Genomic DNA, 21526 nt, shown 5'->3' with positions numbered 1-21526 from the left:
CCCGATGTTCAAAGCAGTACCGGCAGCTCGCGGATCGCGTTCATCAGGAAGCTCGGGTGCCGCGGCGGATCCTGCTTCGGTACGGCGAGCCGCAGCCGCGGGAACCGCTCGAACAGCAGCTCCAGCGCGATCCGGCCCTCCAGCCGGGCCAGCGGAGCGCCGAGGCAGTGGTGGATCCCGTGCCCGAACGCGAGGTGCGCGGAGTCCGAGCGGGTGATGTCCAGCTCGTCGGCCCGCTCCACCTTCCGGACGTCCCGGTTCGCCGGCAGCAGCGCGAACACGATCACGTCACCGGCGTCGATCCGCCGGCCCGCGACGTCGATCGACGCGCGGGCGACGTACGGGATCGCCGCCTGCAGCGGGCCGTCGTACCGCAGCAGCTCCTCGACGGCCGCCGGCAGTCGCTCGGGCTCGGACCTGAGCAGCTCGAGCTGGTCCGGATGCCGAAGCAGAGCATGTACTCCGTTACTGATCAGGCTGACCGTGGTCTCGTGGCCGGCCGCGAGCAGCAGGAACACCATCGAGGTCAGCTCGTCCTGGCTCAGCTGATCGCCGTCCTCCTGTACGGCGATCAGTCCGGACAGGAGGTCGTCGGTCGGCGCCAGCCGCTTCTGGGCGATCAGCTCGTGCACGAACTCGCGCATCAGCGAGATCGCCTCGACGTACTCCTCGTCGGTGTGCACGGCCGCGTTCACGAGCACCGACGACCAGCGGCGGAAGTCGTCGCGGCGCACCGCCGGGATGCCGATCAGCTCGCAGATCACGGTGATCGGCAACGGGTAGCTGTACGCGTTCACCAGGTCGACCGGCCCGTCGGCGCCGTCCAGCTCGTCGAGCAGGCTGGTGGCGATCTCGCGGATCCGCGGCTCCAGCGCCTCGATCCGGCGACGGGTGAACGCGGCCGTGACGAGTTTGCGCAGCCGGGTGTGGTCCGGCGGGTTGGCGTTCAGCATGTGCCGCTCGGTGCTCGCGATCAGGTCGTCCATGACCGTCTCCCGGTGCGGACCCTCCGTCGACGAGCGCACCACGTCCGGATGGGCGAGCAGCTCGCGGGTCTCGGCGTACCCGGTGACGAGCTGGACCGGGACGCCGGTGAACATCGTGTAGCGCTGCACGGGTCCGGTGGAGGCGAGATCCTCGAAGCCCCAGTGCCGGGCGATTCCACTGGTTTCGGTGAACGGCTGCCGCATGCGGCCAGCGTACGGGCTTGACACGACACTTCACCAGTTGGTGAAGTGTTGGCTGTGCTGACGACGACCTTCGGGGCCCTGGCAGATCCCACGAGGCTGGCGATCGTGGGCCGGCTGAGCCGCGGCGAGGCAACCATGGGCGAGCTTGCCGAGCCGCACCGGATCACGCCGCCGGCGATGACCAAGCACGTCCGGGTCCTCGTCGACGCGGGCCTGGTGCGCCGTCGGCGGGTCGGCCGGACGGTGGTGTGCACGCTCCGGCCGGAGGCGATCTCCGAGGTGGAGTCATGGCTCGGCGACCTCACGTCGTACTGGAACAGCACCGTTGACCGGTTGGAAGAGCTCTTGCGGGAGGACGACGATGGACACTGAGATCCGGATCGAAAGGGTGCTTCCGGCAACGATCGCCCGTGTGTACGACGCGTGGACGCGGGCCGAGCTGCTGGTGAAGTGGTACTGCCCGAATCCACAGCTGGAGCTGAAAGTGCGGGCGGACGTCCGGGCCGGCGGTTCGTACGTCGTGGAGATGGGGCCGCATGTGGTCCGCGGTACCTATCTGGAGGTCGTGCCGCCGACGCGGCTGGTGTTCAGCTGGCAGTGGGACGGGACCGGGGACGCGCCGACCCGGGTCGAGGTCGACCTGACCGAGGTGCCGGACGGTACCCGGATGCGGCTCAGCCATACGGGATTCGCGAACGCGGAGGACGCCGCGAACCACCGGACGGGCTGGGAGCCCGAGCTGGGCCGCCTCTCCCAGCTCCTGGCGTCGGTGACGCACTAGCCGGCCGACGCTCCGCGCTGCTCACGTCTACGACGCAGCAGCCGCTCGCCGTTCCGCGGCGCGTCGCGCCGCCGGTCAGCGTTCCGTGGCACGGACGCGTGGCCGGTCAGCGTTCTGTGGCGCGGCCGCGTAGCCGGTCGAGGACCAGCACCAGGACGACGGTTGCCGTGAGCAACACGACCGCCTCGGCGGCCGCGACGAACGACTGACCGCGGTCGGTCAACGCGAAGATGCTCACCGGCAACGTCCGCCAGGACGCCGGGTAGACCATGATCGTGGCGCCGACCTCACCCATCGACAGCGCGACGGACAGCCCGGCGGCCGAGGCGACCGCGGGCAGCAGCATCGGAAACCGGACCTGCCACAGGACACGCGCCGGCGAAGCACCGAGCGAAGCAGCGACATCGGCGTACGACGGATCGATGCGCTGCAGGGCGGCCGCCACCGTTCCGTAGCTGAAGGCAACCATCAGGACGAGGTGGGCGATCACCACGATCCACTTGGTGCCGTTCAGCAGGATCGGCTGCCGGGAGAACGCGACCAGCAGGCCGAGGCCGACGACCACGGACGGCACGGCGATCGGCAGGTGGTGCAGGGCGTCGGCCACTCGCGCGAACCGGGTGTTCGCTGCCGAGAGTGCTCCCCAGGTGCCGAAAAGGACCGCGAACAGGCCGCCCATGAACGCGGTCTGCAGGCTGACCGAGAGCGACGCGAGCTCGTCACCGGACAGGGCCTGTTGGAGATGACTGGTTGTGGGGTCTGACGGGAGTACGCCGTTCCAGGAGCCGGCGAACGCGGCGGCGATCACGACCAGGAACGGCGCCAGTACGAGTACGCCGAAGACGACCGCGAAGGCGATCCAGACGGCGGCCTTGCCGGACTTAGTCCAGACGAGCACGACGACCTCCTCCGAGTGCAGTCCGCAGTACGGCGTACAGGCCGAGCGAGAGCGCGATCTGGACGACGGCGATCACGCACGCGCCCGGGTAGTCGAACATCACGATGCCCTTGGTGTGCACGAGCATCGGGAGCGTGGTGGTGTTCTTCGCGCCGAGGAACAGGACGATGCCGAACTCGTTCAGCGTCAGCAGCAGCGTCAGGCTGCCGCCCGCTACCAGGGCCGGTCGCACTTCGGGGAGTACGACTTGCCGCAGCACCCGCCAGGGGCCCGCACCGAGACTGGCCGCGACGTCGAGCTGGGCGCGCGGGAGGCGACTCATTGCCGCGAGCAACGGGCGCATGACGAACGGTGTGTAGAACGTGACCTCGGCGAGTACCACCGCCCACGGCGAGGTGAGAAACCCGCCCGCTCGGAGGATCCCCGTACTCCCGTAGATGAACGTGAACGACAACGCCACCAGGAAAGACGGCAACGCCAGCATGGTGTCCACCAGACCGGCGACCACCCGCGCTCCCGGAAACGGCACAAAGCTGATCACCACGGCCAGGAACGTCCCCACGATCAGGCACCCGATCGTCGAACTGACCGCGATCTGTACGGTCCGCAGCAACGCATCCCGAAACTCCGCCGACCCGACCACCACACCCCAGGGCCGGCACCGACTCCACAGCGACCAGCACCAACGGATAGACCACCAGCACCGCGATCACCAGCAACGGCGGCAAAACCCACAACCACTTCCCGTCCCGCCGCCGCTCCCCACGAGGGACGACCGAGGCTCCCAACACCTCGACAGCCATCACCCCACCACCAAACTGCAAGCCCCCACCGGAAACACCACCGAGACCGATTCCCCAACCCCAGGCAGAGCCCTGTCCGCCGGCACCTCAACCCGCACCAGCACCTCTGGCAACCCGTCAACGGTGCACGTGACCTGATTGAACGCCCCACGCCACTGCGCCCCAACCACCCGCCCGGCCAACCTCACCTCAAGGCGCCCACCGCCTGCCTCAGCGCGCGCACCGTGTGCCGCACCGCCCGCACCACCGTTCGCGCCGCCCGCACCGCCCGCAGCACCGGTCGCGCCGCCCGCACCACCGTTCGCGCCGGGCACGCCGGACGCGCCGGACGCGCCGGGCACGCCGTTCCTGCCGGACGTGCCGTTCGCCTCGAGCAGATCCAGACGGATCGCGTGGGGTCTGATGCACAGCAGGCTCTTGCCGGGTTGTGCTGTCAGTCCGGGGACCTCGCGGCCTGCCAGTTTCACGGCACCGTCGGAGACCTCGACGGGCAGCAGGTTCGCTCCGCCCAGAAACGAAGCAGTGAAGGCGGACGGCGGAGCGGCGTACAACTCTGCAGCGGGCGCCACATCAACCAGGCGGGCATCACGCATGACGGCGATCCGGTCCGCGAGCGCCAGCGCCTCCGACTGATCGTGGGTGACGTAAACGATCGCGATGTCCGGCACCTCCCGCCGCAGCTTCTGCAGTTCGCCGAGCATGTCCGCCCGCAACTGCGCATCCAGAGCCGCCAGCGGTTCGTCCAGCAACAGCACCGGCGGCCGGATCGCCAGCGCCCGCGCAATCGCCACCCGCTGCTGCTGCCCACCCGACAACTCCCGCGGAAAACGTGTTCGGAAATCCTTCATCCCGACCATGTCGAGCATTTCCGTGACCCGCGCAGCCACCTCGGCCTTCGGCTTGTGCGCCGCCTTCAAACCGAATGCCACGTTTTCCGAAACCCGCAGATGCGGGAACAACGCGTAGTTCTGCACCACCACCCCGATCCCCCGCCGCGCAGGCGGGAGATCGGTGACGTCCCGGCCACCGAGCCGGATCCGCCCGCGCGACGGCCGGACGAACCCGGCCACCGCCTTCAGCGCGGTCGACTTCCCGGACCCGGACGGCCCGAGCAGCGCGACCGTCTCACCGGCCGCGACGCTCAGGTCCAGTCCTTCCAGCGCGCACGTACGGCCACTGTGCTTGTTGCCAAAGTGCACCGTCACGTCCTCGAGCTGAACCGTCATCCCACAGCCTTGGTGTACGCCGCGACGTCGGCATCCAGGTCCGTCAGCACCGCCGCCCAGTCCGGCTGCCACACCTCGACCCCGCCGGTCGCCTTCTGCACCGAGGTGAAGTTCGCGTCGGCCGGCTGTACGTCGTCCCGCGCCGGCAACCCGAACGCGTCCTTCGAGATCGTCTGCTGCGCATCGGTCGACAGCAGGTACTCCATCAGCTGCTTACCACCGTCGGCGTTCGGCGCTCCCGCACCGAGCCCCATCACGTACGGCAGCGCCAGCGTCGTCCGCTTGCCGTCCTTCGCCGCCGGGAAGAAGACGCTGAACGCCGACTTGTCGTTCGCGATCGACGCCGCGTTCATCTGCACGTCGCCGTTCGCGACCAACAGCTCGCCCTTGCTGACCTTCGGCTGCAGCTTGCCGGTGGAGGCGGACGGCCCGACGTTGTTGGCCTCGAGCTTCTTCAGGTACTCGAGCGCTCCGTCCTTGCCCAGCAGGTGCTGGAGCAGCAGCAGTACGGCGGTGCCGTCCCCGGCCTGCCCCGGCGTCGAGTACTGCAGCTTGCCCTTGAACTTCGGGTCGAGCAGATCGTCGAATGTCTTCGGCGTACCGGCCTGGGCGTTCGCGATGAAACACAGGTAGTTGTCGACGACCGTCACGTAGTCGTCGCCCTTGACGCCCTTCACATGGTCCGCGCCGGGTACGTCGTACTTCTGCAGCAGCCCGTCCTTGTCCGCCTTCTGGATGAACGGCGGCAGCGTGACGACGACGTCGGCCTGCGGGTTGGACTTCTCCTTCTGCAGCCGCGACACCACCTCACCGGAGCCGGCCTCGACGGTCTGGACCTTGATCCCGGTCTTCTGGGTGAACGCGTCGAACCGGGTCTTGTACCAGTCGGCCAGGCCGTCCGCGGTGTAGACGGTCACGGTCTTCTTCTCGCCGTCACTGCCGGTCGAGGCCGCACCGGTACCGCCACAGGCGGCGGTTCCGGCGAGCACGAGAGCGGCGGCCAGCAGGGTCTTGAATGCCTTCACTTCTCCAGCCTTCGATCGAGGAGCAGGCCGGGCAGGTCCCGGACCGACTCGAGTACGTGCGTAGCGCCCGCGGCGGTCAGTTGCTCGTTGCCGTGGGCACCGGTCAGGACGCCGGCCACGATCCCGGCACCGGCCAGGATCCCCGTCGTCATGTCGTAGGCGGTGTCCCCGGCCACGGCCACGTTCTGGACGCCGTCGGCGCGCAGTTCGAGCAGTGCCTTCAGCACCATGTCCGGGTACGGTCTGCCGCGGCCCGCCTGAGCCGGGCAGAGAGTCAGGTCGGCCAGCTGCTGCCAGCCGAGAGCGGTCAGGATCCGGTGCTGGGTGGTCTCGGAGAAGCCGGTGGTCAGGCAGACCTTGATCCCGGCGTCCCGGAGCTGCCGGATGGCGTCCGCGGCCCCGTCGATCGGCGCCAGCCCGTCATCGATCAGCTCGCCGTACGCCGCCTCGAACGCCGCGTTCGCCTCCTGCGCCGCGTCCTCGGCGCCGAGCAGCGCCCGGAACACGGTGATCTTGGACTCGCCCATCGTGGCGCGAACGTGGGCGATCATCTCGTCGTACCGCGGTGTCCCGATTTCGATGCCCTGGGCCCCGATCGCCGCGGTGAACGCCCGCTCGACCAGCCCGTCATCGGCAACCGTCGTCCCCGCCATGTCAAGCACAGCCAGCTGAATCATCGCCCGTCCCCCGCCCGCGAGGAGCCGGCGCGCTCGGAGGTTGCGGGCGCCATCGGCGTCCCGCCCGCCGACGGACCGGTTCGCTCGATCGCCTCGAAGGTCTCCTCGGCGATGGCCGGCGACATCGTCATCCCGCGCCCGCCGGGCCCCGTCACGAGGTGCACCCCGTCCGCGACCTCCCGCCGTACGACCACCTCGTCGCTGGTCGCCTGCGAATACACCCCGGCCCATCGCCGGGTGATCATGGGCAGCGGCCGGCCGAGAATGCGTTCGACCACCCCGCGCAGGTACTCGTACGGATCGCTCCGCACGTCGAACCCGAACGGCTCGTCGTACTCGTGGGTGTCACCAATGGTCAGCCCACCGTGCGTCCGCTGCACCATCAGCAACTGCATCCTGTGTTCCGCGGCGATCGACTCCTGCGGCGGCAGCTCATCGAGCGCGGGACTGTTGAACGCCGGGTAGTACCGGAAGCTGTCCCCGTCCGCGACCGCCGTGGTGAGCGCGTCGTCGAGCGGCGCGGTCTGCATCATCTGCAGCCGAACCCGCCGTACCGGAAGGTCGTCGGTCAGCTCGCGGATCAGCCCGCTGTGCCACGCGCCCGTACACAGGAACACCAGGTCCCCCGCATGCACCTCGCCGTGGTCGTCGACGACCTCACCCGTCCGGACGTTCCGCACTTCCCGTCCTCCGAGGAAGCGGTACCGGCCCGATTTCTGCAGCTCGGCCCGCAGCGCCGGCAGCACCTCGCGCGGCTCGACGATCGCATCCCGAGCACACCACAGCGCACCTTGCAGCTCACCCTTCAGCGCGGGGTTGCGCTCCCGGGCCTGTTCCGCGTCGAGTACCTGGAACCCGCGCGCCGCCGCGTCCGGCCGCGCCGCCGCCTCCTTGGCGACCGCGAGCTCGGCCTCACTCCGGCAGACCGTCAGCGAGCCGGCGGTCCGGACACCGATCCCCGGCACCTCGGTCCACAGGTCGCGGGCTCGCTGCGCGAGTTCGACCTCGGCGCCGTCGGCGCGACCGCTGACCCAGACCAGGCCGAAGTTCCGCACGCTGGCGCCGCGTGCCTCGAGTTCACGCTCGAGGTGCAGCACCTCGTACCCGCGCTGTACCGCCTGCCAGGCGTGGAACGTGCCCAGCACGCCACCACCCACCACAACCACCCGCACGTCCGCTCCTCTCGTCGGGACCAAGATTGGTCCGGACCAATGAAGGGAGTATGCGGGGCGGCTGGCCGCCGGATGAACCGCGGGCGAACAGTTGGGCGGATCGCCAGGCCATCACAATTGACACCGGCAGGCGTACCTGAGCGGGACGGCGGCGGCCGCCGCGGGAGCGGCGGGGGTCAGGGGCGCAGGGTGGCGCGGAAGCCGACGCGGTCGCCGCGGTAGAGGGAGCGGACCGATTCGATCGGGCGGCCGGAGGTGTCGCGGCTGTTGCGGTGCAGGAGCAGCATCGGGAGCGACTGGGTGGCCTTCAGCAGCTCGGCCTCGCGCGGCGTCGCGATCACGGTCTCGACCAGTTCCTCGCCGTCGCCGAACTGCACCCCGAGCTGATCGGTCAGGCAGCGGTACAGCGAACCGGTCGGCTCCAGTACGTCGCGCAGCGTCGGGAAGCGCGCGACCGAGAGGTACGTCGTCTCCAGCCCGATCGGCTGGCCGTCCGCGTACAGCACCCGCTCGAGCCGGTGCACCGGGTCGCCCTCGGCGATCTTCAAGTGCTCCGCGAGCTCGACGTCCGCGACCACCTCGTCGAACGCGACCACCTCACGCGCCGGCGTGTGCCCCTGCGCCCGCAGCGCCTCGGTGTAGCTGACCAGCGCCAACGGCTGCACCAGCTTCGGCGTGGCGACGAACGTCCCCTGCCCCTGCCGCGCCCGGAGCCGGCCGTCCGCGATCAGCTCCCGGATCGCCTGCCGCATGGTCCACCGCGACACCCCGAAGTCCTTCGCCAGCACCCGCTCGGGCGGTAGCGCGGCGCCCTCCCCCAGCCGTTCGACGACCTCGACCAACCGGGTCTTGACGACAAAATGCAACGGCTCGCTCACGTCGCCGACTGTAGTCGAGCCTCGGTGCACCACCCAGAGCCGTATCCGGCCGCGCCGCGCCCCGCGACCACGGACAGACACCCGGGTCGGTGAACAGGAAATAACCTGGGCAACCCCGCCAGAACCTGTTCACGGGCAAAGGTCGAGCCCCGGGCGGCAACCCGGGGCTCATATCGGATGGGTGGACAGTGCGGCGGAACTTCAGCTGCCGGACTTGCGCCGGAACTGGCGCTTCTGCTTGTCGTTGTGCGCGTCGCCGACGCCTTGCCCCCGCACTCCGGATCCCGGATGCGAGTGCTTCCCGGCGTTCTTCTTCTCGAGCGCTTCCCGAAACTTCTGCTGCAGATCGTCCGCCGGCTCGCTGGACTCGTCGCTCATACCCGTCTCCTTCAAACCGTAGGCGTACGCACCCACGCTAACCGAGGGTGAGCATGATCCGCGAGTGCAATACCGGCCCGTGGGAATCCCCGCGACCGGATGAGCCGCGCTGTTAGGTTCGTCGTACGCCGAGAGAGGGACACGGAATGCTGGTGAGCAACGAGGCGCTGCTCGGGATCGCGCTGGTCGAGCTGGGCCTGGTGATCGTGCCGGGGCCGAACATGATCTACCTGATCTCCCGCTCGATCGCGCAGGGCCGCCGGGCCGGGCTGATCTCGCTGGCCGGCGTCGGCCTCGGCTTCCTCACGTACATGCTCGCGGCAAGCGCCGGGCTCGCGACCCTGTTCGCGCTGGTCCCCGAGATCTACCTGACGCTGAAGCTGGGCGGCGCGGCGTACCTGCTCTGGCTCGCCTGGCAGGCGTTCCGCCCCGGCGGTACGTCGGTGTTCGCCACGCAGGACCTGCAACCGGACCGCCCGCGCAAGCTGTTCGGGATGGGCCTGCTCACCTGCCTGCTGAACCCGAAGATCGCGATCCTCTACATCTCGCTACTCCCGCAGTTCCTCGACCCGTCCCGCGGGCACCTCGGCCTGCAGAGCCTGATCCTCGGCCTCGGCCAGCTGACCGTCGGCGTGCTGATGAACGCGGTCTTCGTGATCACCGCCGGCTCGGTCGCGGTGTTCCTCTCCCGCCGCCCGACCTGGATGCGCATCCACCGCTACCTGACCGGTACGGCGCTCGCCGTCTTCGCGATCCGCCTCGCCACCGACCGCGCCCGCCCACTCGCGACGCACTGAAACTGTCGGACCCGCTGGCTACTGTTTCGCGGGATGACTGACTTCGTCACCACGTCCGTGCGCCGGCTGGTCGCCGTATGGAACACCGCGCCGGTCGCCGCCCTCGTCGCCGAGCGCGGTCTGCCTGCGATCACCGCGGAGTACCTGCGCGGCACCTTCGCCTGGTCACACGCTGAGCAGGCCACCCGTGCGCTGACCGAGCACTTCGCGTCGGCCCGGTTCGCCGACGAGGTCGAGTACGGCGTACTGCTCGTCCCTGATCCCGCGCTGCTCGACACGCGGGCGTCGCTTCCACTTGAGGTGCGCCCGACGTCGTCGCCCGACGTGTTCGACGAGCGCCTGCCGGCCGGGGTCGCGTTGCCCGCGGGCGGCCCGTGGCAGCTGGTGGTCAGCGTGATCGGGTCGTACGGTCCGTCCCTCGGCAGCTACAACGACGTGCTGGCCTCGGACGGATTCGTGGTGGACGGGCAGGACACCCGGACCTGGATGACCCGCCAGGTGTGGGGCGCCCGGCTGCTGCAGTGCGGTGCGACGCCGCCGGACTGCGAGCACAACGAGCGCTGGACGTTCACGCTCTTCCCCGGCGAATCGTTGGTGGCGGGCATGGCCGAGTCCGGGACCGTGCTGAAGGGCAAGGTCCGCTTCCGCCTCGGCAAGCCTGACCGCGGGATCGGCTCAGCTCGGGTCGCCCCTGCAGTGCTGGTCTAAATCGTGTGCGACACCCCGACCGCTCCCGGATACTGCTCGGCGTGATGCACGAGGGACAGCTGGACGTGACGGTCGACCTGGTCGAAGGGCTCGTGAAGGAGCAGTTCCCGGAGTGGAGCGCGCTCCCGATCCGCGCCGTACGGTCGCACGGGACGGTCAACGCGCTCTTCCGGATCGGCGACGCGCTGGTCGCCCGGCTCCCGGTCCTGCCCGGCGACACAGCGACCATGCAGCAGGAGCTCGAGGACGAGGCAGAGGCGGCGCGACGGCTGCACGCGATGTCGCCGTACCCGACACCGGAGCCGGTCGCGATCGGTGCGCCCGGTCCGGGTTATCCACAGCCGTGGGCGGTGCAGACGTGGGTGGACGGGACGATCGCGTACGACGCGGACGTGGCCGGTTCGACGGCGTACGCCGAGGATCTCGCCCGGTTCGTGCTGGCGCTCCGGGCCGCGCCGACCGCGGGGCGGGTGTTCCAGGGGACCTGGCGCGGCGGCGTCCTGACCTCGCAGGACGAGTACGTGGCGGACGGGCTGGAGCGCAGTCGCGGGATTATCGACGTGGACGGGCTCGCCCAGTTGTGGGCCGACCTGCGGACGACGCCTCGCACCGAGCCGGACGTGTGGACGCATCGCGATCTGATGCCCGGCAACCTGCTGGTCGCGGACGGCCGGCTGGCCGGGGTGATCGACGTCGGCACGTTCGCCGTGTCCGATCCGGCGATGGACCTGCAGCCGGCCTGGAACCTGCTGGACGCGACGGCGCGTACGGCGTTCCGTACCGCGCTGGGCAGCGACGACGCCGAGTGGCGGCGCGGGATGGGGTGGTCGTTCGCGCAGGCGATCGGTTGCCTCTGGTACTACGTCGAGACCAACCCGATGATGTCCCGCACCGCCCATCACACGCTGACGGCGCTGCTCACAGCTTCCTAGCCACGAACACGAACTCCTTGCCCGGCCGGTCCGGAGCCTCCCGTACGTCGTCGACCGCGAACCCGGCCGCGGTCAGCGACTGCTCCACCTCATCCCGCTCGCGGAACCACAGCGTCGAGTCCGACGTGAGGACGGCGCCGTCGGAGGAGAACACGTAGGTGCCGCGGAACGTGACGTACGGCAACTTCACCTCGACCAGATCGGTCCAGGCCTCCACCGTCTCGCCGTCGATCTCGCGCACCTGATGCGTGTGTTCGCGCGTCCACTCCTCCCACGCCCGGCGCGCCGGATCCCGCGTCTCGAACACGAACCGCCCGCCGGGAACCAAGGCCGCATGCACCCCGCGCGCCGTCGCCGCCCAGTCCTCGCCGGCGCGGAACACCTGCGCCACGTTCCCCGTCATCAACGCCAGCTCGACCTGCAACGGCGGCAACGTCGTCGCATCTCCGTGCAACCAGCGCACCCGATCCGCGAACTCCTTGCCCCGAGCAACCTCCAGCGACGCCTCCGCCGGGTCCACCCCCGTCACGTCCACCCCGGCACTCGCGAGCAGACAGGTCAGCTCACCCGTCCCGCACCCCACATCGAGCACCCGCGCGGCGCCGAACTCGTCCACGATCGCCGCGTAGTGCTCCAGATCCCGCCGATCCGGATCCAGCGCGTCATACACCGCCACCAACCGAGGCACCCCGAACAAGGCATCAACCATAGGCGGGACGCTAACGCGTACGACCACCGCGGAGCGACCGCATTTCCTCCTGCGGATCTTCACGACGTCGCCCCGGTGTAGCGCCGGAGGCCGGCCCGCCAGGTGAGCACCGCCAGCCCGGCCGCCCCGCCTGAGGCTGCAACTCCGGCGACCAGCACGCCGAGCCGGGGTCCGCGGAGGAGTGCGGTGGACGGGATGCTGGCGATCAGCGCCATCGGGAAGACATAGGTGAGGAGGATGCGCAGCGGGCGGGCGAAGACGTCGGTCGGGTAGCGGCCGAGCTGCCAGGCGGAGTGGTAGAAGACGTCCAGCTGCAGCTTCGGCGCCCAGAACGCCAAGCAGGCCAGCAACACGCTCAACGCCCACGTCACCACCACACCCGCAACGACCAACAGCAACCAGCTCGCCACCCCGCCCACACTCGGCGAACGGTCCGCCGCCGCGATCCCCCACCCCAGTACGCCGATCCCGAGCACGAACTGGATCAGCTGCAACGGCGACGACAACGACAAACTGGACAGGAACAGGCTCGACGCCGGCTGCAGCAAGTACCCGTCGAGCTTCCCGTTCCGGATGCCGGTCTCCGGGAACCACGACAGGTTCGGATCGATGAACGCCGACCGCAGCCCGGTGATCAACTGATAGGTCCCGATCAGCACCAGGAACTGCGCCATCGACCAGCCGGCCAACGTATCCGCCCGGGTGAACACGATCAGCACCGCCGCGATCGCCGTCCCCAGGCCTGTGAACGCCAGCAGTACGTCGAAGAACAGGTTGATCCGGAACGCCACGCTCCGCCGCAACGACATCGAGAAGCCCGCGCCAAGCAGCCGAAGGAGCTTCACGATCCCACCGCCGTGTACCGCCGAACGCCGGCCCGCCACAGCACCACGACCACACCCACCAGGACCACCACCCATACCAGTTGATACCCAAGCGATCCGCCCGCCCCGGTCCCCGCCGCGACCGACGCCGGCAACCCGTTCATTCCGTAGAACGGCAACACCTCGGCGACCCGCCGCCACCCGTCCGGCAGCACCCCGATCGGTGCCGCCGTACCGCCGAGCAGGAACATCACCTGCCCGCCGAACCCCACCACCGCATGCACCCGATCCGTCCAGAACGCCGTCAACGACAGCAGGAACGTCCACAGGAAAACGAGTGCCGCGGCGAGGACGAGGTACGGCACCGCTCGCAGCACCGCCCACCAGTCGAACCCGACCCGCAACGCCAGAGCGGTGAGCAGCACGATCGGTGCCCCGAGCAACGTCAGCCAGGCGCGGACCGCCAGGTTCGTCCCGATCACGCCGAGCACGACCGGCTGCGGACGGAGCAGTTCGTGGCTCAGCGTCCCGTCGTAGATCCTTTCGGAAAACGTGTGCTGCTCGAACGACTCGGTCATCAACGTGACCAGGATGACCGCGACGTAGTACCGCCCGATCGCCGGATCGTCCGGGTACACCGCCGACCAGACGAACAACCCGATCAGCGGCGCCACCACGGCCTGCACGACGAGCGTCAGTAGGAACCACCACGCGCCCGACCACTCCAGCACGTCCTGACGGAGCCGGAACCCCAGCAGTGCTCCAGTTCTCGGCAGGGTTCTCATCGCAGCCCCTCCCGGTACGCCTGGTCGATGACCTTCTCCAGCGGCGGCTCCTCCACCGCGAGATCCACCACCTCCAGCGCCTGCAGCAGCCGGCCCGTCGTACCGGCGACCTCGTCCCGCGGCACCCGAAGTACCCACTGGCCGTCGGACTTCTCGACCACCTCGCCGAACGCGGACGGGTCGTCACGCGTGGAGATCCGGATCAGCTTGTACGGCGAGAGTCGCGCGGACAGCTCCTTCAACGGCCCGTCGTACTGCACGTGGCCGTGGTCGATCAGGATCAGCCGCGGGCAGAGCGACGCGACGTCGGCCATGTAGTGGCTGGTCAGCAGTACGGTCGCGCCGGTCTGCTCGACGTACTCCCGTACGAACTCGCGGATCAGGCTCGCGGCGCTGACGTCCAGCCCGATCGTCGGCTCGTCGAGGAACAGCACCTCGGGGCGGTAGATCAGCGCCATCGCGAGACCGACCCGCATCCGTTCGCCCAGGCTGAGCGCGCGGAGCTGTCGTTCGACGAGCGGTTCGAGCTCGAGGAGCGCCTGGAGTTCGGCGAGAGTACTGCGGAACGCCGGGCGCGGGACGTCGTACAGCAGCCGCTGGTACTCCAGCGAGTCCATCACGGTCAGCTCCTGCGAACCACCGACCGGCTGGCTGCCGCGGACGAACGCGATCCGTTTCAGGAACGGCGAACGGCGGTGCCACGGGACGCTGCCGAGCACCTGGACGCGGCCGGCCGTCGGGTGCAGGATCCCGCTGAGGATCTTCATGGTCGTCGTCTTGCCGGCACCGTTCGGGCCGATGAAGCCGGCCACCTCCCCCGGCGCGATCCCGAACGAGACGTCGTCGAGGGCCTGGACGGTCTTGTACTCACGGCGTACCAGCGAACGGAAGGCCGCCCGGAGCCCACCCTTGCGGATCGGGGCCTGGTAGGACATCGAGAGGTTTTCCACCTCGACAGCAGTCATGACGCCGACCGTAGGAACAAAAGACGCCCATACGTGGCTTATTTTGCTGCGATACTCGGACAATGCGCGCGGAACGCCTCCTCCGGCTGCTCCTGCACCTGCAGACGCGTGGGCAGACGACGGTCGACCAGCTCTCGCAGGCGCTGGACGTGTCGCCGCGGACCATCCAGCGCGACCTGGAGGTGCTGAGCCTGGCCGGCGTGCCGGTGTACTCGATCCGCGGGCGTGGCGGTGGGTGGGCGCTACTGCCGGACTACCGCAGCCGGCTGACCGGGCTCACACCGTCCGAGGTCATGTCGGTGTTCGTCGGCGCAACCGCGCATGTGCTGGCCGACCTCGGGCTCGACGCGTCCAGCGAACTCGCCGTCACGAAGCTGATCGCCTCACTGCCCGAGGGCACCCGGCGCGAAGCGGAGTACGCCCGGCAGCGCCTGCTGATCGACCACGCCGGCTGGGACGACCGCCGCGAAACCCCCCGCTGGCTCGACCTCTGCCGCCAGGCCCTCTGGGAACAACACCACCTCAACATCACGTACGGCGACCCACCCAACCCACCGCCAACCTCCACTCCAGCAGCGCCCACTCCCGTCGCGCCCGGGCGCGGGCCGTTCGCGGTTGCGCCGCTTGGGCTCGTCGCGAAGGCGCGTACCTGGTACCTGGTCGCGGCCCGCACCGACGGGCGACTGCGGACGTACCGGCTCTCCCGGCTCACCTCGGCCGAGCTCACCGGCGACACGTTCACCAGACCGCCCGGCTTCGACCTCGCCGCCTACTGGGCCCAGTCCCAGCGGGAGCTCCAGGCCTCCCGCCCGTCGTACCCGATCGTCCTCAAGGTCCGCGACCACGCCGTACGCCGCTTCCGCCCGACCCAGCCGATGCTCCCCGCCGCCGACGGCTGGTGGATCGTCCACGCCGACCTCGAAAACCCCCACGAAGCCCAGGCCGCCGTACTGGCCCAAGCCGGCACCGCCCAGGTCATCGCCCCCGCAGAACTCATCACCCTGGTCCACGAAGCCGCCGAGCAACTAGCGAACCAGCACCGTCCGTCCTGAACCTCGGCCAAGCTAGCTCGAGATCGTGAGGATCTCGGGGCCGTTGTCGGTGATGGCGATGGTGTGTTCGGTGTGGGCGGTGCGGCAGCCGGTGACGCTGCGCAGGGTCCAGCCGTCCTCGTCGGTGACCAGTTCGGAGGTGTCCTGCATGACCCACGGCTCCAGCGCGAGCAGCAGGCCGGGGCGGAGCTTGTACCCGCGACCAGGCCGCCCGGTGTTCGCCACGTGCGGGTCCTGGTGCATCGTCGAACCGATCCCGTGCCCGCCGAACTCGGTGTTGATCGGATACCCCGCCGCGCCGAGCACGGAGCCGATCGCGCGCGAGATGTCGCCGACCCGCGCGCCCGGCACGGCGGCCGCGATCCCCGCGTCCAGCGCCCGCCGGGTGGCCTCGATCATCGCGACGTCCTCCGGCGCGGCGGTCTCGCCGACGATGAAACTGATCGCCGCGTCGGCCGCGATCCCGCCCAGCGACACGGCCAGGTCGAGCGTCAGCAGGTCCCCGTCGGCGAGCTTGTAGTCGGACGGCTTCCCGTGCAGGACGGCGTCGTTCACCGCCGTACAGATGTAGTGCCCGAACGGCCCGCGCCCGAACGACGCCTCGTAGTCGACGTAGCAGGACTGCGCGCCGGCCCCGACGATCAGCTCCTTGGTCCACTGGTCGATGTCCAGCAGATTCGTCCCGACCGCGGTCCGGCTCTTCAGGTCCTGCAGAATGCCGCCGACCAGTGCGCCGGTCTGCTTCGCCTGCGCCAACTCACGGGTGTCCAGGATCTCGATCATGCAATAACTATACCGGCCATATTATCCCGGTACTATTATCGGATCATGGTCAGGCTCCCGCTCACCCCCGCGGAAGTCGAGCGCGGCGAACGCCTCGGCGCGCTCCTCCGCCGCGCCCGCGGCAACCGCTCCATGCTCCAAACCGCCCTCGACGCCGGCGTCTCCCCCGAAACCCTCCGCAAAATAGAGTCCGGGCGGGTCGCCACCCCCGCCTTCCCCACCATCGCCGCCATAGCCGACGTCCTGAACCTCTCCCTCGACACACTCTGGTCCGAGGTCACCCAGCCCGAACGCCTGGTCTCCTAGCCCTACCAGGGGTTCCCTTCGGTGACAGCCGCGGGGTCGGTACGGGCGTCGTAGTGGCGGAGCCAGTTCGGGACCACGCGGACGAGCGAGAACCCGTCGACGAGCGCACGTGAGCCCGGGAACTGTTCGAGGTACGCCGTCCCGCAGGCGTCCCGCTCGGCGCCCGACAGGATCTCCGCGGATCCCTCGACCTGCACGGACACACCGTCGTCCCACCCGATCACGAGAGCGACACGTTCGTGGACGCGGATGTTGTCGACCTTCCGCGTCGCGGTGTACGTGTCGAACAGCACGTCACCCGCATCGGTGACGGCCATACCGACCAGTGCGGCTTCCGGGCTGCCGTCGGCGTCGACCGTCGCGACAACACCCTCACGGGCCTTTCGTACGAAGGCTACGAACTCTTCACGCGTCATGGTCACACATTGAAGCGGAACTCGACGACGTCGCCGTCCTGCATCACGTAGTCCTTGCCTTCCATGCGGACCTTGCCGGCGGAGCGGGCGGCGTTCATCGAGCCGGCTTCGATCAGGTCGTCGAAGGAGACGATCTCGGCTTTGATGAAGCCGCGCTGAAAGTCGGTGTGGATGACGCCGGCTGCCTCCGGAGCGGTGGCGCCGCGCTTGATCGTCCAGGCGCGGGACTCCTTCGGGCCCGCGGTCAGGTACGTCTGGAGGCCGAGGGTGTCGAAGCCGACCCGGGCGAGTACGTCGAGGCCGGGCTCGTCGATGCCCATCTCGGTGAGCATCTCGCGGGCCTCGTCCTCGTCGCCGAGCTCGACCAGTTCGGCCTCGAACTTGGCGTCCAGGAAGATCGCCTCGGCCGGCGCGACCAGGTCCCGCATCTTCTGCTTGAGCTCCTCGTCGGCGAGCTCGTCGGCGTCGCAGTTGAAGACGTACAGGTACGGCTTCGCGGTCATCAGCATCAGCTCGCGGAGCGCGTCGGTGTCCACGTCGGTGGCGGTGATCGGCGTACCGGCCTCGAGGTGCTTCTGCGCCTCCCGGACCGCGTCCAGTACGGCGACCGACTCCTTCTTCAGCCGGGCTTCCTTCTCCAGCCGCGGGATCGCCTTCTCGACGGTCTGCAGGTCGGCGAGGATCAGCTCGGTCTGGATGGTGGAGATGTCGTCGGCCGGCGACACCTTGCCGTCGACGTGTGTGACGTCGTCGTCGCGGAACACCCGGGTGACCTGGCAGATCGCGTCCGACTCGCGGATGTGGCTGAGGAACTTGTTGCCCAGCCCCTCGCCCTCGGACGCCCCGCGGACGATCCCGGCGATGTCGACGAACTGCACGGTGGCCGGAATCAGCTTCTGGGACCCGAACACCTCGGCCAGCTTGGCCAGCCGCGGATCCGGCACACCGACCACCCCGACGTTCGGCTCGATGGTCGCGAACGGGTAGTTCGCGGCGAGCACGTCGTTCTTGGTCAGTGCGTTGAACAGGGTGGACTTGCCCGCGTTCGGGAGTCCGACGATTCCGATGGTGAGTGCCACGGGAGGCAAGGGTACGCGGCGTGACCGATTCCTGCCCAACCAGGCGGGCGCGGGCAGCGTCAGCCACTGCGTGACCACGTGGACAGATCGTGCCGGATCGCGCTCACGCTTCGTGTTCGGCTGTCTCCAGCTGTTCCGTTTCGGGTGGCTCGAGCTGGTGTCGTGCCTGTTCCCTGTGTGTCTGTTCGCGGGCCTGGCGATCTCGAAGTACGTCGACCTGCCGATCGCGCGGTACGACGCGTTGCTGATCTATTGCGTCGCGCTGACCGTGCTGTTCTGGGCGGTCCGGCTGGAGACGTGGCGCGAGGTGGCCGTGATCTTCGGGTTCCACCTCGTGGGACTCGGGCTGGAGTTGTTCAAGGTCCGGGTCGGCTCGTGGGAGTACCCGGGCGACGCGGTGACGAAGCTCGGCGGCGTACCGCTGTTCGCCGGGTTCATGTACGCCGCGGTCGGCAGCTACATCTGTCAGGCGTGGCGGCGGTTCGACCTGCGGGTCAGCAACTACCGGCCGATCCCGACCACGATTTTCGCGGTACTGATCTACGCGAACTTCTTCACCCACCACTGGATCCCGGATCTGCGGATCCCGATCGCGCTCGGCCTGCTCGTCGGGTTGCGGCGTACCTGGGTGTTCTTCACGGTCGGCGTACGTCGGTATCGGATGCCGCTGGCGGTGGCGTTCGCGCTGATCGGGTTTTTCCTCTGGATCGCGGAGAATTTCGGCACTTTCCTGGACGCCTGGAACTACCCGGACCAGGTGAGTGTGTGGCGGCTCGTGCATCCGGCCAAGTTCGGCGCGTGGTCGTTGCTGGTCAGCATGAGCTTCGTCCTGGTGGCGAGTGTGAAGGCCTTCGAGGGCCGGCTGTACCACCGCGGCGCATCCGCGACAGTCGAGATCTCACCGCAACATGACGGGGCCAACCATTCCGCGAGACGCGGCGTCTCTTGTGGTGTGAGGCGCTCCTGAGGGGGAGCACTGGGGAAGAACCGCCTGAAATACAAGGGGAAACGCCATGACCCGCAAGTTCGCCGCATTCGCCACGACGATGATCGCACTCGCCGCACTCGGCGGTTGGATGATGGCCGCGGCGGTGGCGCAGCAACGGCAACCGCACGCGGCCGCCGCCACCACAAAGGCGACGACATCATCGTCCGGTACCCCGACCAGTGCTCCCACTCCGAGCGGTACGCCGACGCAGACCACGACGTCGGTCAGGCCAGTGCCGCCGAACCCGACCACGTCTGTTGCCTCCGGCAAGAAGGTGCTGTTCCTGACCTTCGACGACGGACCGGACCCGACGTGGACGCCGCAGGTGCTGGCGACGCTGGCGACGTACGGTGCGCACGCGACGTTCTTCGAGCTCGGCGAGATGCAGAGCGAGCACCCCGGCCTGCGCGACAAGGTACTTGCCGCCGGCAACGCGATCGGCAGCCACTCGATCAGCCACCCGCAGCTGACCAAGCTGTCCGCGGCACAACGGCACCACCAGATCTTCGACGGCCCGCGATCCACCTGCTTCCGGCCGCCGTACGGCGCGACGAACGTGAAGGTCCGCGCCGAGATCAAGGCCGCCGGCATGGTCCAGGTGCTCTGGGACGTCGACCCGCGGGACTGGGCCCGCCCCGGCACCAGCGTGATCGCGCACAACATCCTGACCCACGCGAAGAGCGGCCGGATCATCCTGATGCACGACGGCGGCGGCAACCGCGCACAGACCGTCGCGGCCCCTGAAGCAGGTACTGCCGGTACTGAAGGCGCAGGGGTACACGTTCCCAGCAATGAACTGCCAGCAGCGCTGAAATAGTAGGTAAGGATGAATCCCGACCGGGCCGTTGTGCGCGCTGCTGACAAGCGGCCTTAGGCCGGAGGGGCGAAGCGAAGAAGCCCGCGGCGCGGTGCGTTTATGTGGAAGGCGGGGCGTACACGGATGTTGGGATCGACATGCACACCCCGCCGCTCAGGTATGCAGCTCAGGCAGGAAGTCGTCCTCTTCACCGTCCAGCCAGCGAGCGCCCGTCTCGTCCCGGTGGTAGCCGCGGTGCTGGCCGACGATGCACGCCCGGTCCGTCAACCGGTTGATGCCGTCGCACGCCAGATCCTGCGCCGCGTACAGGATCGGCCAGCCCCGCTCGTTCTTCTCAACTGCCATGAGTGACCCCCTGAATCACCGCCGAACACTGGTGGTCATGTCGTCATGACCAGTTAGAAGTGTGCCAATTCAAACGGCGAGCCGTCAATCCCAGGGGTTGGTTCCCGTGTCCTGAGTGGCAAACTGGGCCCGATCAGGACGACATGACGAGGTGTATGGAGAGGTTCAATGATCGACCGCGTCAGCGGTGTTCCGGCGTACCGCCAGGTGGCGGCAGATCTACGGGGCAAGATCAGCGATGGCACCTATCCCGCCGGCTCCAAACTCCCCTCCGAGCGGACCCTGATCGGCGCGTACGGCGTGTCCCGGATCACCGTCCGGGAAGCGATGGGCCTACTGCGCTCCGAGGGGCTCGTAGCCGCCGAGCACGGTCGCGGGGTGTTCGTCCGGGCTACGGCGTCCGTCGTACGCCTCAGCCGCAACAGGCTCAGCAAGGCCGCGCGTGACGCCAATCAGGCCTACTTCCTCGGCGACGCGGCAGCGAACGCGTTCACGCCGACTGTCCAGGTGACGATCAGGTTCGAGGAAGCCTCCGCGGAGCACGCCGCGATACTCGACGTACCGGCAGGTAGCGAACTGCTCGTACGCGAACGCCTCATGCTGGCTGACGGACAGCCGGTCCAGATCGCCACCTCGCGGCTACCACGAGACCTGACGAGGGGCACTCAGGCCGAGGAGATGGACACCGGTCCGGGCGGCATCTACTCGCGACTCGAGGACGCCGGCTACAAGCCGAGCCGGTACACAGAACTGGTCAAGACCAGGATGCCGAACCGCGACGAGACGACGGCGCTCCAGTTGGGTGCAGGAGTCCCGGTGTTAGTGGTGCAACGTGTCGCCTACGACAGCAACGGCCGCCCGGTCGAGGTGAACGAGATGACCTTGACGGGCGACCGTTACGAACTGCTGTACGAGATCCCTGCCGACTGACTGGGCAGGGGCAGCCCCCGGCCGAACATGGCGACAGTCAACCCTGACCATGCCGTTGATGA

At 68.8% G+C, this 21526-nt stretch carries 27 protein-coding genes; 10 read left to right on the top strand and 17 right to left on the bottom strand.

The features are described 5' to 3' along the window. Positions 1-8 precede the first annotated feature (8 nt). On the bottom strand, positions 9-1190 hold the full coding sequence (locus tag JOF29_RS06805; RefSeq protein ID WP_209693375.1) for a cytochrome P450 family protein: 1182 nt from the start codon (positions 1188-1190) through the stop codon (positions 9-11). Between the two features lie 54 nt (positions 1191-1244). Here JOF29_RS06805 and JOF29_RS06800 point away from each other — a divergent pair, with 54 nt between their 5' ends. Together JOF29_RS06800 and JOF29_RS06795 are read left to right on the top strand one after the other, a co-directional pair. Beyond that, positions 1245-1562: an ArsR/SmtB family transcription factor gene (locus JOF29_RS06800; protein ID WP_209693374.1), complete on the top strand. Its 318-nt coding sequence runs from the start codon at positions 1245-1247 to the stop codon at positions 1560-1562. Further along, complete coding sequence (locus tag JOF29_RS06795) at positions 1552-1971, top strand: SRPBCC family protein (RefSeq protein ID WP_209693373.1); 420 nt, start codon at positions 1552-1554, stop codon at positions 1969-1971. Before JOF29_RS06800 ends, JOF29_RS06795 begins: the two co-directional genes overlap by 11 nt. A 106-nt stretch (positions 1972-2077) precedes the next feature. On the opposite strand, the gene JOF29_RS06790 is transcribed toward JOF29_RS06795, so the two are convergent. From JOF29_RS06790 to JOF29_RS06755, 8 genes are all read right to left on the bottom strand, one after another. After that, positions 2078-2869: an ABC transporter permease gene (locus tag JOF29_RS06790; protein ID WP_209693372.1), complete on the bottom strand. Its 792-nt coding sequence runs from the start codon at positions 2867-2869 to the stop codon at positions 2078-2080. Further along, complete coding sequence (locus JOF29_RS06785; protein ID WP_307863179.1) at positions 2853-3512, bottom strand: 2-aminoethylphosphonate ABC transporter permease subunit; 660 nt, start codon at positions 3510-3512, stop codon at positions 2853-2855. Before JOF29_RS06785 ends, JOF29_RS06790 begins: the two co-directional genes overlap by 17 nt. 159 nt (positions 3513-3671) lie before the next feature. Further along, positions 3672-4898 (bottom strand): ABC transporter ATP-binding protein, encoded by a 1227-nt coding sequence (locus JOF29_RS06780; protein WP_209693371.1) that lies wholly within the window; start codon positions 4896-4898, stop codon positions 3672-3674. Continuing rightward, complete coding sequence (locus JOF29_RS06775) at positions 4895-5923, bottom strand: 2-aminoethylphosphonate ABC transporter substrate-binding protein (protein ID WP_209693370.1); 1029 nt, start codon at positions 5921-5923, stop codon at positions 4895-4897. The genes JOF29_RS06780 and JOF29_RS06775 overlap by 4 nt, the downstream gene beginning before the upstream one ends. Continuing rightward, the gene (locus JOF29_RS06770) at positions 5920-6600 is read right to left on the bottom strand and encodes a phosphonatase-like hydrolase (protein ID WP_209693369.1); all 681 of its coding nucleotides are present in this window, start codon (positions 6598-6600) and stop codon (positions 5920-5922) included. The genes JOF29_RS06775 and JOF29_RS06770 overlap by 4 nt, the downstream gene beginning before the upstream one ends. Then, positions 6597-7772: a TIGR03364 family FAD-dependent oxidoreductase gene (locus JOF29_RS06765; RefSeq protein WP_209693368.1), complete on the bottom strand. Its 1176-nt coding sequence runs from the start codon at positions 7770-7772 to the stop codon at positions 6597-6599. The genes JOF29_RS06770 and JOF29_RS06765 overlap by 4 nt, the downstream gene beginning before the upstream one ends. A 176-nt stretch (positions 7773-7948) precedes the next feature. Next, positions 7949-8650 (bottom strand): GntR family transcriptional regulator, encoded by a 702-nt coding sequence (locus JOF29_RS06760; protein ID WP_209693367.1) that lies wholly within the window; start codon positions 8648-8650, stop codon positions 7949-7951. A 201-nt stretch (positions 8651-8851) separates the two neighbouring features. After that, positions 8852-9028, bottom strand: coding sequence for a DUF5302 domain-containing protein (locus JOF29_RS06755; RefSeq protein WP_209693366.1), 177 nt, complete (start codon positions 9026-9028; stop codon positions 8852-8854). Between the two features lie 146 nt (positions 9029-9174). Here JOF29_RS06755 and JOF29_RS06750 point away from each other — a divergent pair, with 146 nt between their 5' ends. From JOF29_RS06750 to JOF29_RS06740, 3 genes are read left to right on the top strand one after another with little or no spacing between them, the layout of a single operon-like run. Next, complete coding sequence (locus JOF29_RS06750) at positions 9175-9825, top strand: LysE family translocator (protein ID WP_209693365.1); 651 nt, start codon at positions 9175-9177, stop codon at positions 9823-9825. A gap of 33 nt (positions 9826-9858) precedes the next feature. Continuing rightward, complete coding sequence (locus tag JOF29_RS06745; protein ID WP_209693364.1) at positions 9859-10533, top strand: hypothetical protein; 675 nt, start codon at positions 9859-9861, stop codon at positions 10531-10533. 5 nt (positions 10534-10538) lie between these two features. Continuing rightward, the gene (locus tag JOF29_RS06740; protein WP_209693363.1) at positions 10539-11465 is read left to right on the top strand and encodes an aminoglycoside phosphotransferase family protein; all 927 of its coding nucleotides are present in this window, start codon (positions 10539-10541) and stop codon (positions 11463-11465) included. On the opposite strand, the gene JOF29_RS06735 is transcribed toward JOF29_RS06740, so the two are convergent. Genes JOF29_RS06735 through JOF29_RS06720 form a run of 4 tightly spaced genes read right to left on the bottom strand, consistent with a single transcriptional unit; the run spans position 11452 to position 14748 of the window. Continuing rightward, complete coding sequence (locus tag JOF29_RS06735) at positions 11452-12174, bottom strand: class I SAM-dependent methyltransferase (RefSeq protein WP_209693362.1); 723 nt, start codon at positions 12172-12174, stop codon at positions 11452-11454. The two genes, JOF29_RS06740 and JOF29_RS06735, sit on opposite strands and share 14 nt — an antisense overlap. 59 nt (positions 12175-12233) lie before the next feature. Continuing rightward, the gene (locus tag JOF29_RS06730) at positions 12234-13019 is read right to left on the bottom strand and encodes an ABC transporter permease (RefSeq protein WP_209693361.1); all 786 of its coding nucleotides are present in this window, start codon (positions 13017-13019) and stop codon (positions 12234-12236) included. Then, the gene (locus JOF29_RS06725) at positions 13016-13783 is read right to left on the bottom strand and encodes an ABC-2 family transporter protein (RefSeq protein WP_209693360.1); all 768 of its coding nucleotides are present in this window, start codon (positions 13781-13783) and stop codon (positions 13016-13018) included. Before JOF29_RS06725 ends, JOF29_RS06730 begins: the two co-directional genes overlap by 4 nt. Next, positions 13780-14748, bottom strand: a complete 969-nt coding sequence (locus JOF29_RS06720) for an ABC transporter ATP-binding protein (protein WP_245357474.1) — start codon at positions 14746-14748, stop codon at positions 13780-13782. Before JOF29_RS06720 ends, JOF29_RS06725 begins: the two co-directional genes overlap by 4 nt. Before the next feature lie 62 nt (positions 14749-14810). Here JOF29_RS06720 and JOF29_RS06715 point away from each other — a divergent pair, with 62 nt between their 5' ends. Next, entirely contained in the window at positions 14811-15800 is a 990-nt protein-coding gene (locus tag JOF29_RS06715) for a helix-turn-helix transcriptional regulator (protein WP_209693359.1), read from the top strand. A 12-nt stretch (positions 15801-15812) separates the two neighbouring features. Here JOF29_RS06715 and map read toward each other — a convergent pair whose 3' ends face one another. Beyond that, positions 15813-16583 (bottom strand): type I methionyl aminopeptidase, encoded by a 771-nt coding sequence (map, locus tag JOF29_RS06710; protein ID WP_209693358.1) that lies wholly within the window; start codon positions 16581-16583, stop codon positions 15813-15815. Between the two features lie 45 nt (positions 16584-16628). On the opposite strand from map, the gene JOF29_RS06705 reads away from it, so the two are divergent. Then, positions 16629-16889: a helix-turn-helix transcriptional regulator gene (locus JOF29_RS06705; RefSeq protein WP_209693357.1), complete on the top strand. Its 261-nt coding sequence runs from the start codon at positions 16629-16631 to the stop codon at positions 16887-16889. Positions 16890-16891: 2 nt separating this feature from the next. Here the strand turns inward: JOF29_RS06705 and JOF29_RS06700 are convergent, their stop codons facing one another. Beyond that, entirely contained in the window at positions 16892-17305 is a 414-nt protein-coding gene (locus tag JOF29_RS06700) for a pyridoxamine 5'-phosphate oxidase family protein (protein ID WP_209693356.1), read from the bottom strand. A 2-nt stretch (positions 17306-17307) separates the two neighbouring features. Next, complete coding sequence (gene ychF, locus JOF29_RS06695) at positions 17308-18384, bottom strand: redox-regulated ATPase YchF (RefSeq protein ID WP_209693355.1); 1077 nt, start codon at positions 18382-18384, stop codon at positions 17308-17310. Here ychF and JOF29_RS06690 point away from each other — a divergent pair. Further along, the gene (locus JOF29_RS06690; protein WP_307863178.1) at positions 18374-19351 is read left to right on the top strand and encodes a DUF817 domain-containing protein; all 978 of its coding nucleotides are present in this window, start codon (positions 18374-18376) and stop codon (positions 19349-19351) included. The two genes, ychF and JOF29_RS06690, sit on opposite strands and share 11 nt — an antisense overlap. 46 nt (positions 19352-19397) lie before the next feature. Continuing rightward, on the top strand, positions 19398-20189 hold the full coding sequence (locus JOF29_RS06685; RefSeq protein ID WP_245357472.1) for a polysaccharide deacetylase family protein: 792 nt from the start codon (positions 19398-19400) through the stop codon (positions 20187-20189). 153 nt (positions 20190-20342) lie between these two features. On the opposite strand, the gene JOF29_RS06680 is transcribed toward JOF29_RS06685, so the two are convergent. Continuing rightward, positions 20343-20534 (bottom strand): hypothetical protein, encoded by a 192-nt coding sequence (locus tag JOF29_RS06680; RefSeq protein ID WP_209693353.1) that lies wholly within the window; start codon positions 20532-20534, stop codon positions 20343-20345. A gap of 168 nt (positions 20535-20702) precedes the next feature. On the opposite strand from JOF29_RS06680, the gene JOF29_RS06675 reads away from it, so the two are divergent. Next, positions 20703-21464 carry a GntR family transcriptional regulator gene (locus JOF29_RS06675; RefSeq protein ID WP_209693352.1) on the top strand — a complete coding sequence of 254 codons (762 nt, stop codon included), beginning with the start codon at positions 20703-20705 and terminating at the stop codon, positions 21462-21464. Positions 21465-21526 lie beyond the last annotated feature (62 nt).

This window comes from Kribbella aluminosa (assembly GCF_017876295.1).
GTDB classification, from domain to species: Bacteria; Actinomycetota; Actinomycetes; order Propionibacteriales; family Kribbellaceae; genus Kribbella; species Kribbella aluminosa.
The sequence above is the reverse complement of the archived record's forward strand: the minus strand, read 5'-3'. Positions and strand labels throughout refer to the sequence as shown.

Coding starts and splice junctions, on each gene's coding strand:
- JOF29_RS06780 (WP_209693371.1), bottom strand. CDS start 4,898: ATGACGGTTCAGCTCGAGGACGTGACGGTGCACTTTGGCAACAAGCAC.
- JOF29_RS06805 (WP_209693375.1), bottom strand. CDS start 1,190: ATGCGGCAGCCGTTCACCGAAACCAGTGGAATCGCCCGGCACTGGGGC.
- JOF29_RS06735 (WP_209693362.1), bottom strand. CDS start 12,174: ATGGTTGATGCCTTGTTCGGGGTGCCTCGGTTGGTGGCGGTGTATGAC.
- JOF29_RS06680 (WP_209693353.1), bottom strand. CDS start 20,534: ATGGCAGTTGAGAAGAACGAGCGGGGCTGGCCGATCCTGTACGCGGCG.
- JOF29_RS06755 (WP_209693366.1), bottom strand. CDS start 9,028: ATGAGCGACGAGTCCAGCGAGCCGGCGGACGATCTGCAGCAGAAGTTT.
- JOF29_RS06715 (WP_209693359.1), top strand. CDS start 14,811: ATGCGCGCGGAACGCCTCCTCCGGCTGCTCCTGCACCTGCAGACGCGT.
- JOF29_RS06745 (WP_209693364.1), top strand. CDS start 9,859: ATGACTGACTTCGTCACCACGTCCGTGCGCCGGCTGGTCGCCGTATGG.
- JOF29_RS06795 (WP_209693373.1), top strand. CDS start 1,552: ATGGACACTGAGATCCGGATCGAAAGGGTGCTTCCGGCAACGATCGCC.
- JOF29_RS06685 (WP_245357472.1), top strand. CDS start 19,398: ATGACCCGCAAGTTCGCCGCATTCGCCACGACGATGATCGCACTCGCC.
- map (WP_209693358.1), bottom strand. CDS start 16,583: ATGATCGAGATCCTGGACACCCGTGAGTTGGCGCAGGCGAAGCAGACC.
- JOF29_RS06725 (WP_209693360.1), bottom strand. CDS start 13,783: ATGAGAACCCTGCCGAGAACTGGAGCACTGCTGGGGTTCCGGCTCCGT.
- JOF29_RS06675 (WP_209693352.1), top strand. CDS start 20,703: ATGATCGACCGCGTCAGCGGTGTTCCGGCGTACCGCCAGGTGGCGGCA.
- JOF29_RS06705 (WP_209693357.1), top strand. CDS start 16,629: ATGGTCAGGCTCCCGCTCACCCCCGCGGAAGTCGAGCGCGGCGAACGC.
- JOF29_RS06720 (WP_245357474.1), bottom strand. CDS start 14,748: ATGACTGCTGTCGAGGTGGAAAACCTCTCGATGTCCTACCAGGCCCCG.
- JOF29_RS06750 (WP_209693365.1), top strand. CDS start 9,175: ATGCTGGTGAGCAACGAGGCGCTGCTCGGGATCGCGCTGGTCGAGCTG.
- JOF29_RS06770 (WP_209693369.1), bottom strand. CDS start 6,600: ATGATTCAGCTGGCTGTGCTTGACATGGCGGGGACGACGGTTGCCGAT.
- JOF29_RS06700 (WP_209693356.1), bottom strand. CDS start 17,305: ATGACGCGTGAAGAGTTCGTAGCCTTCGTACGAAAGGCCCGTGAGGGT.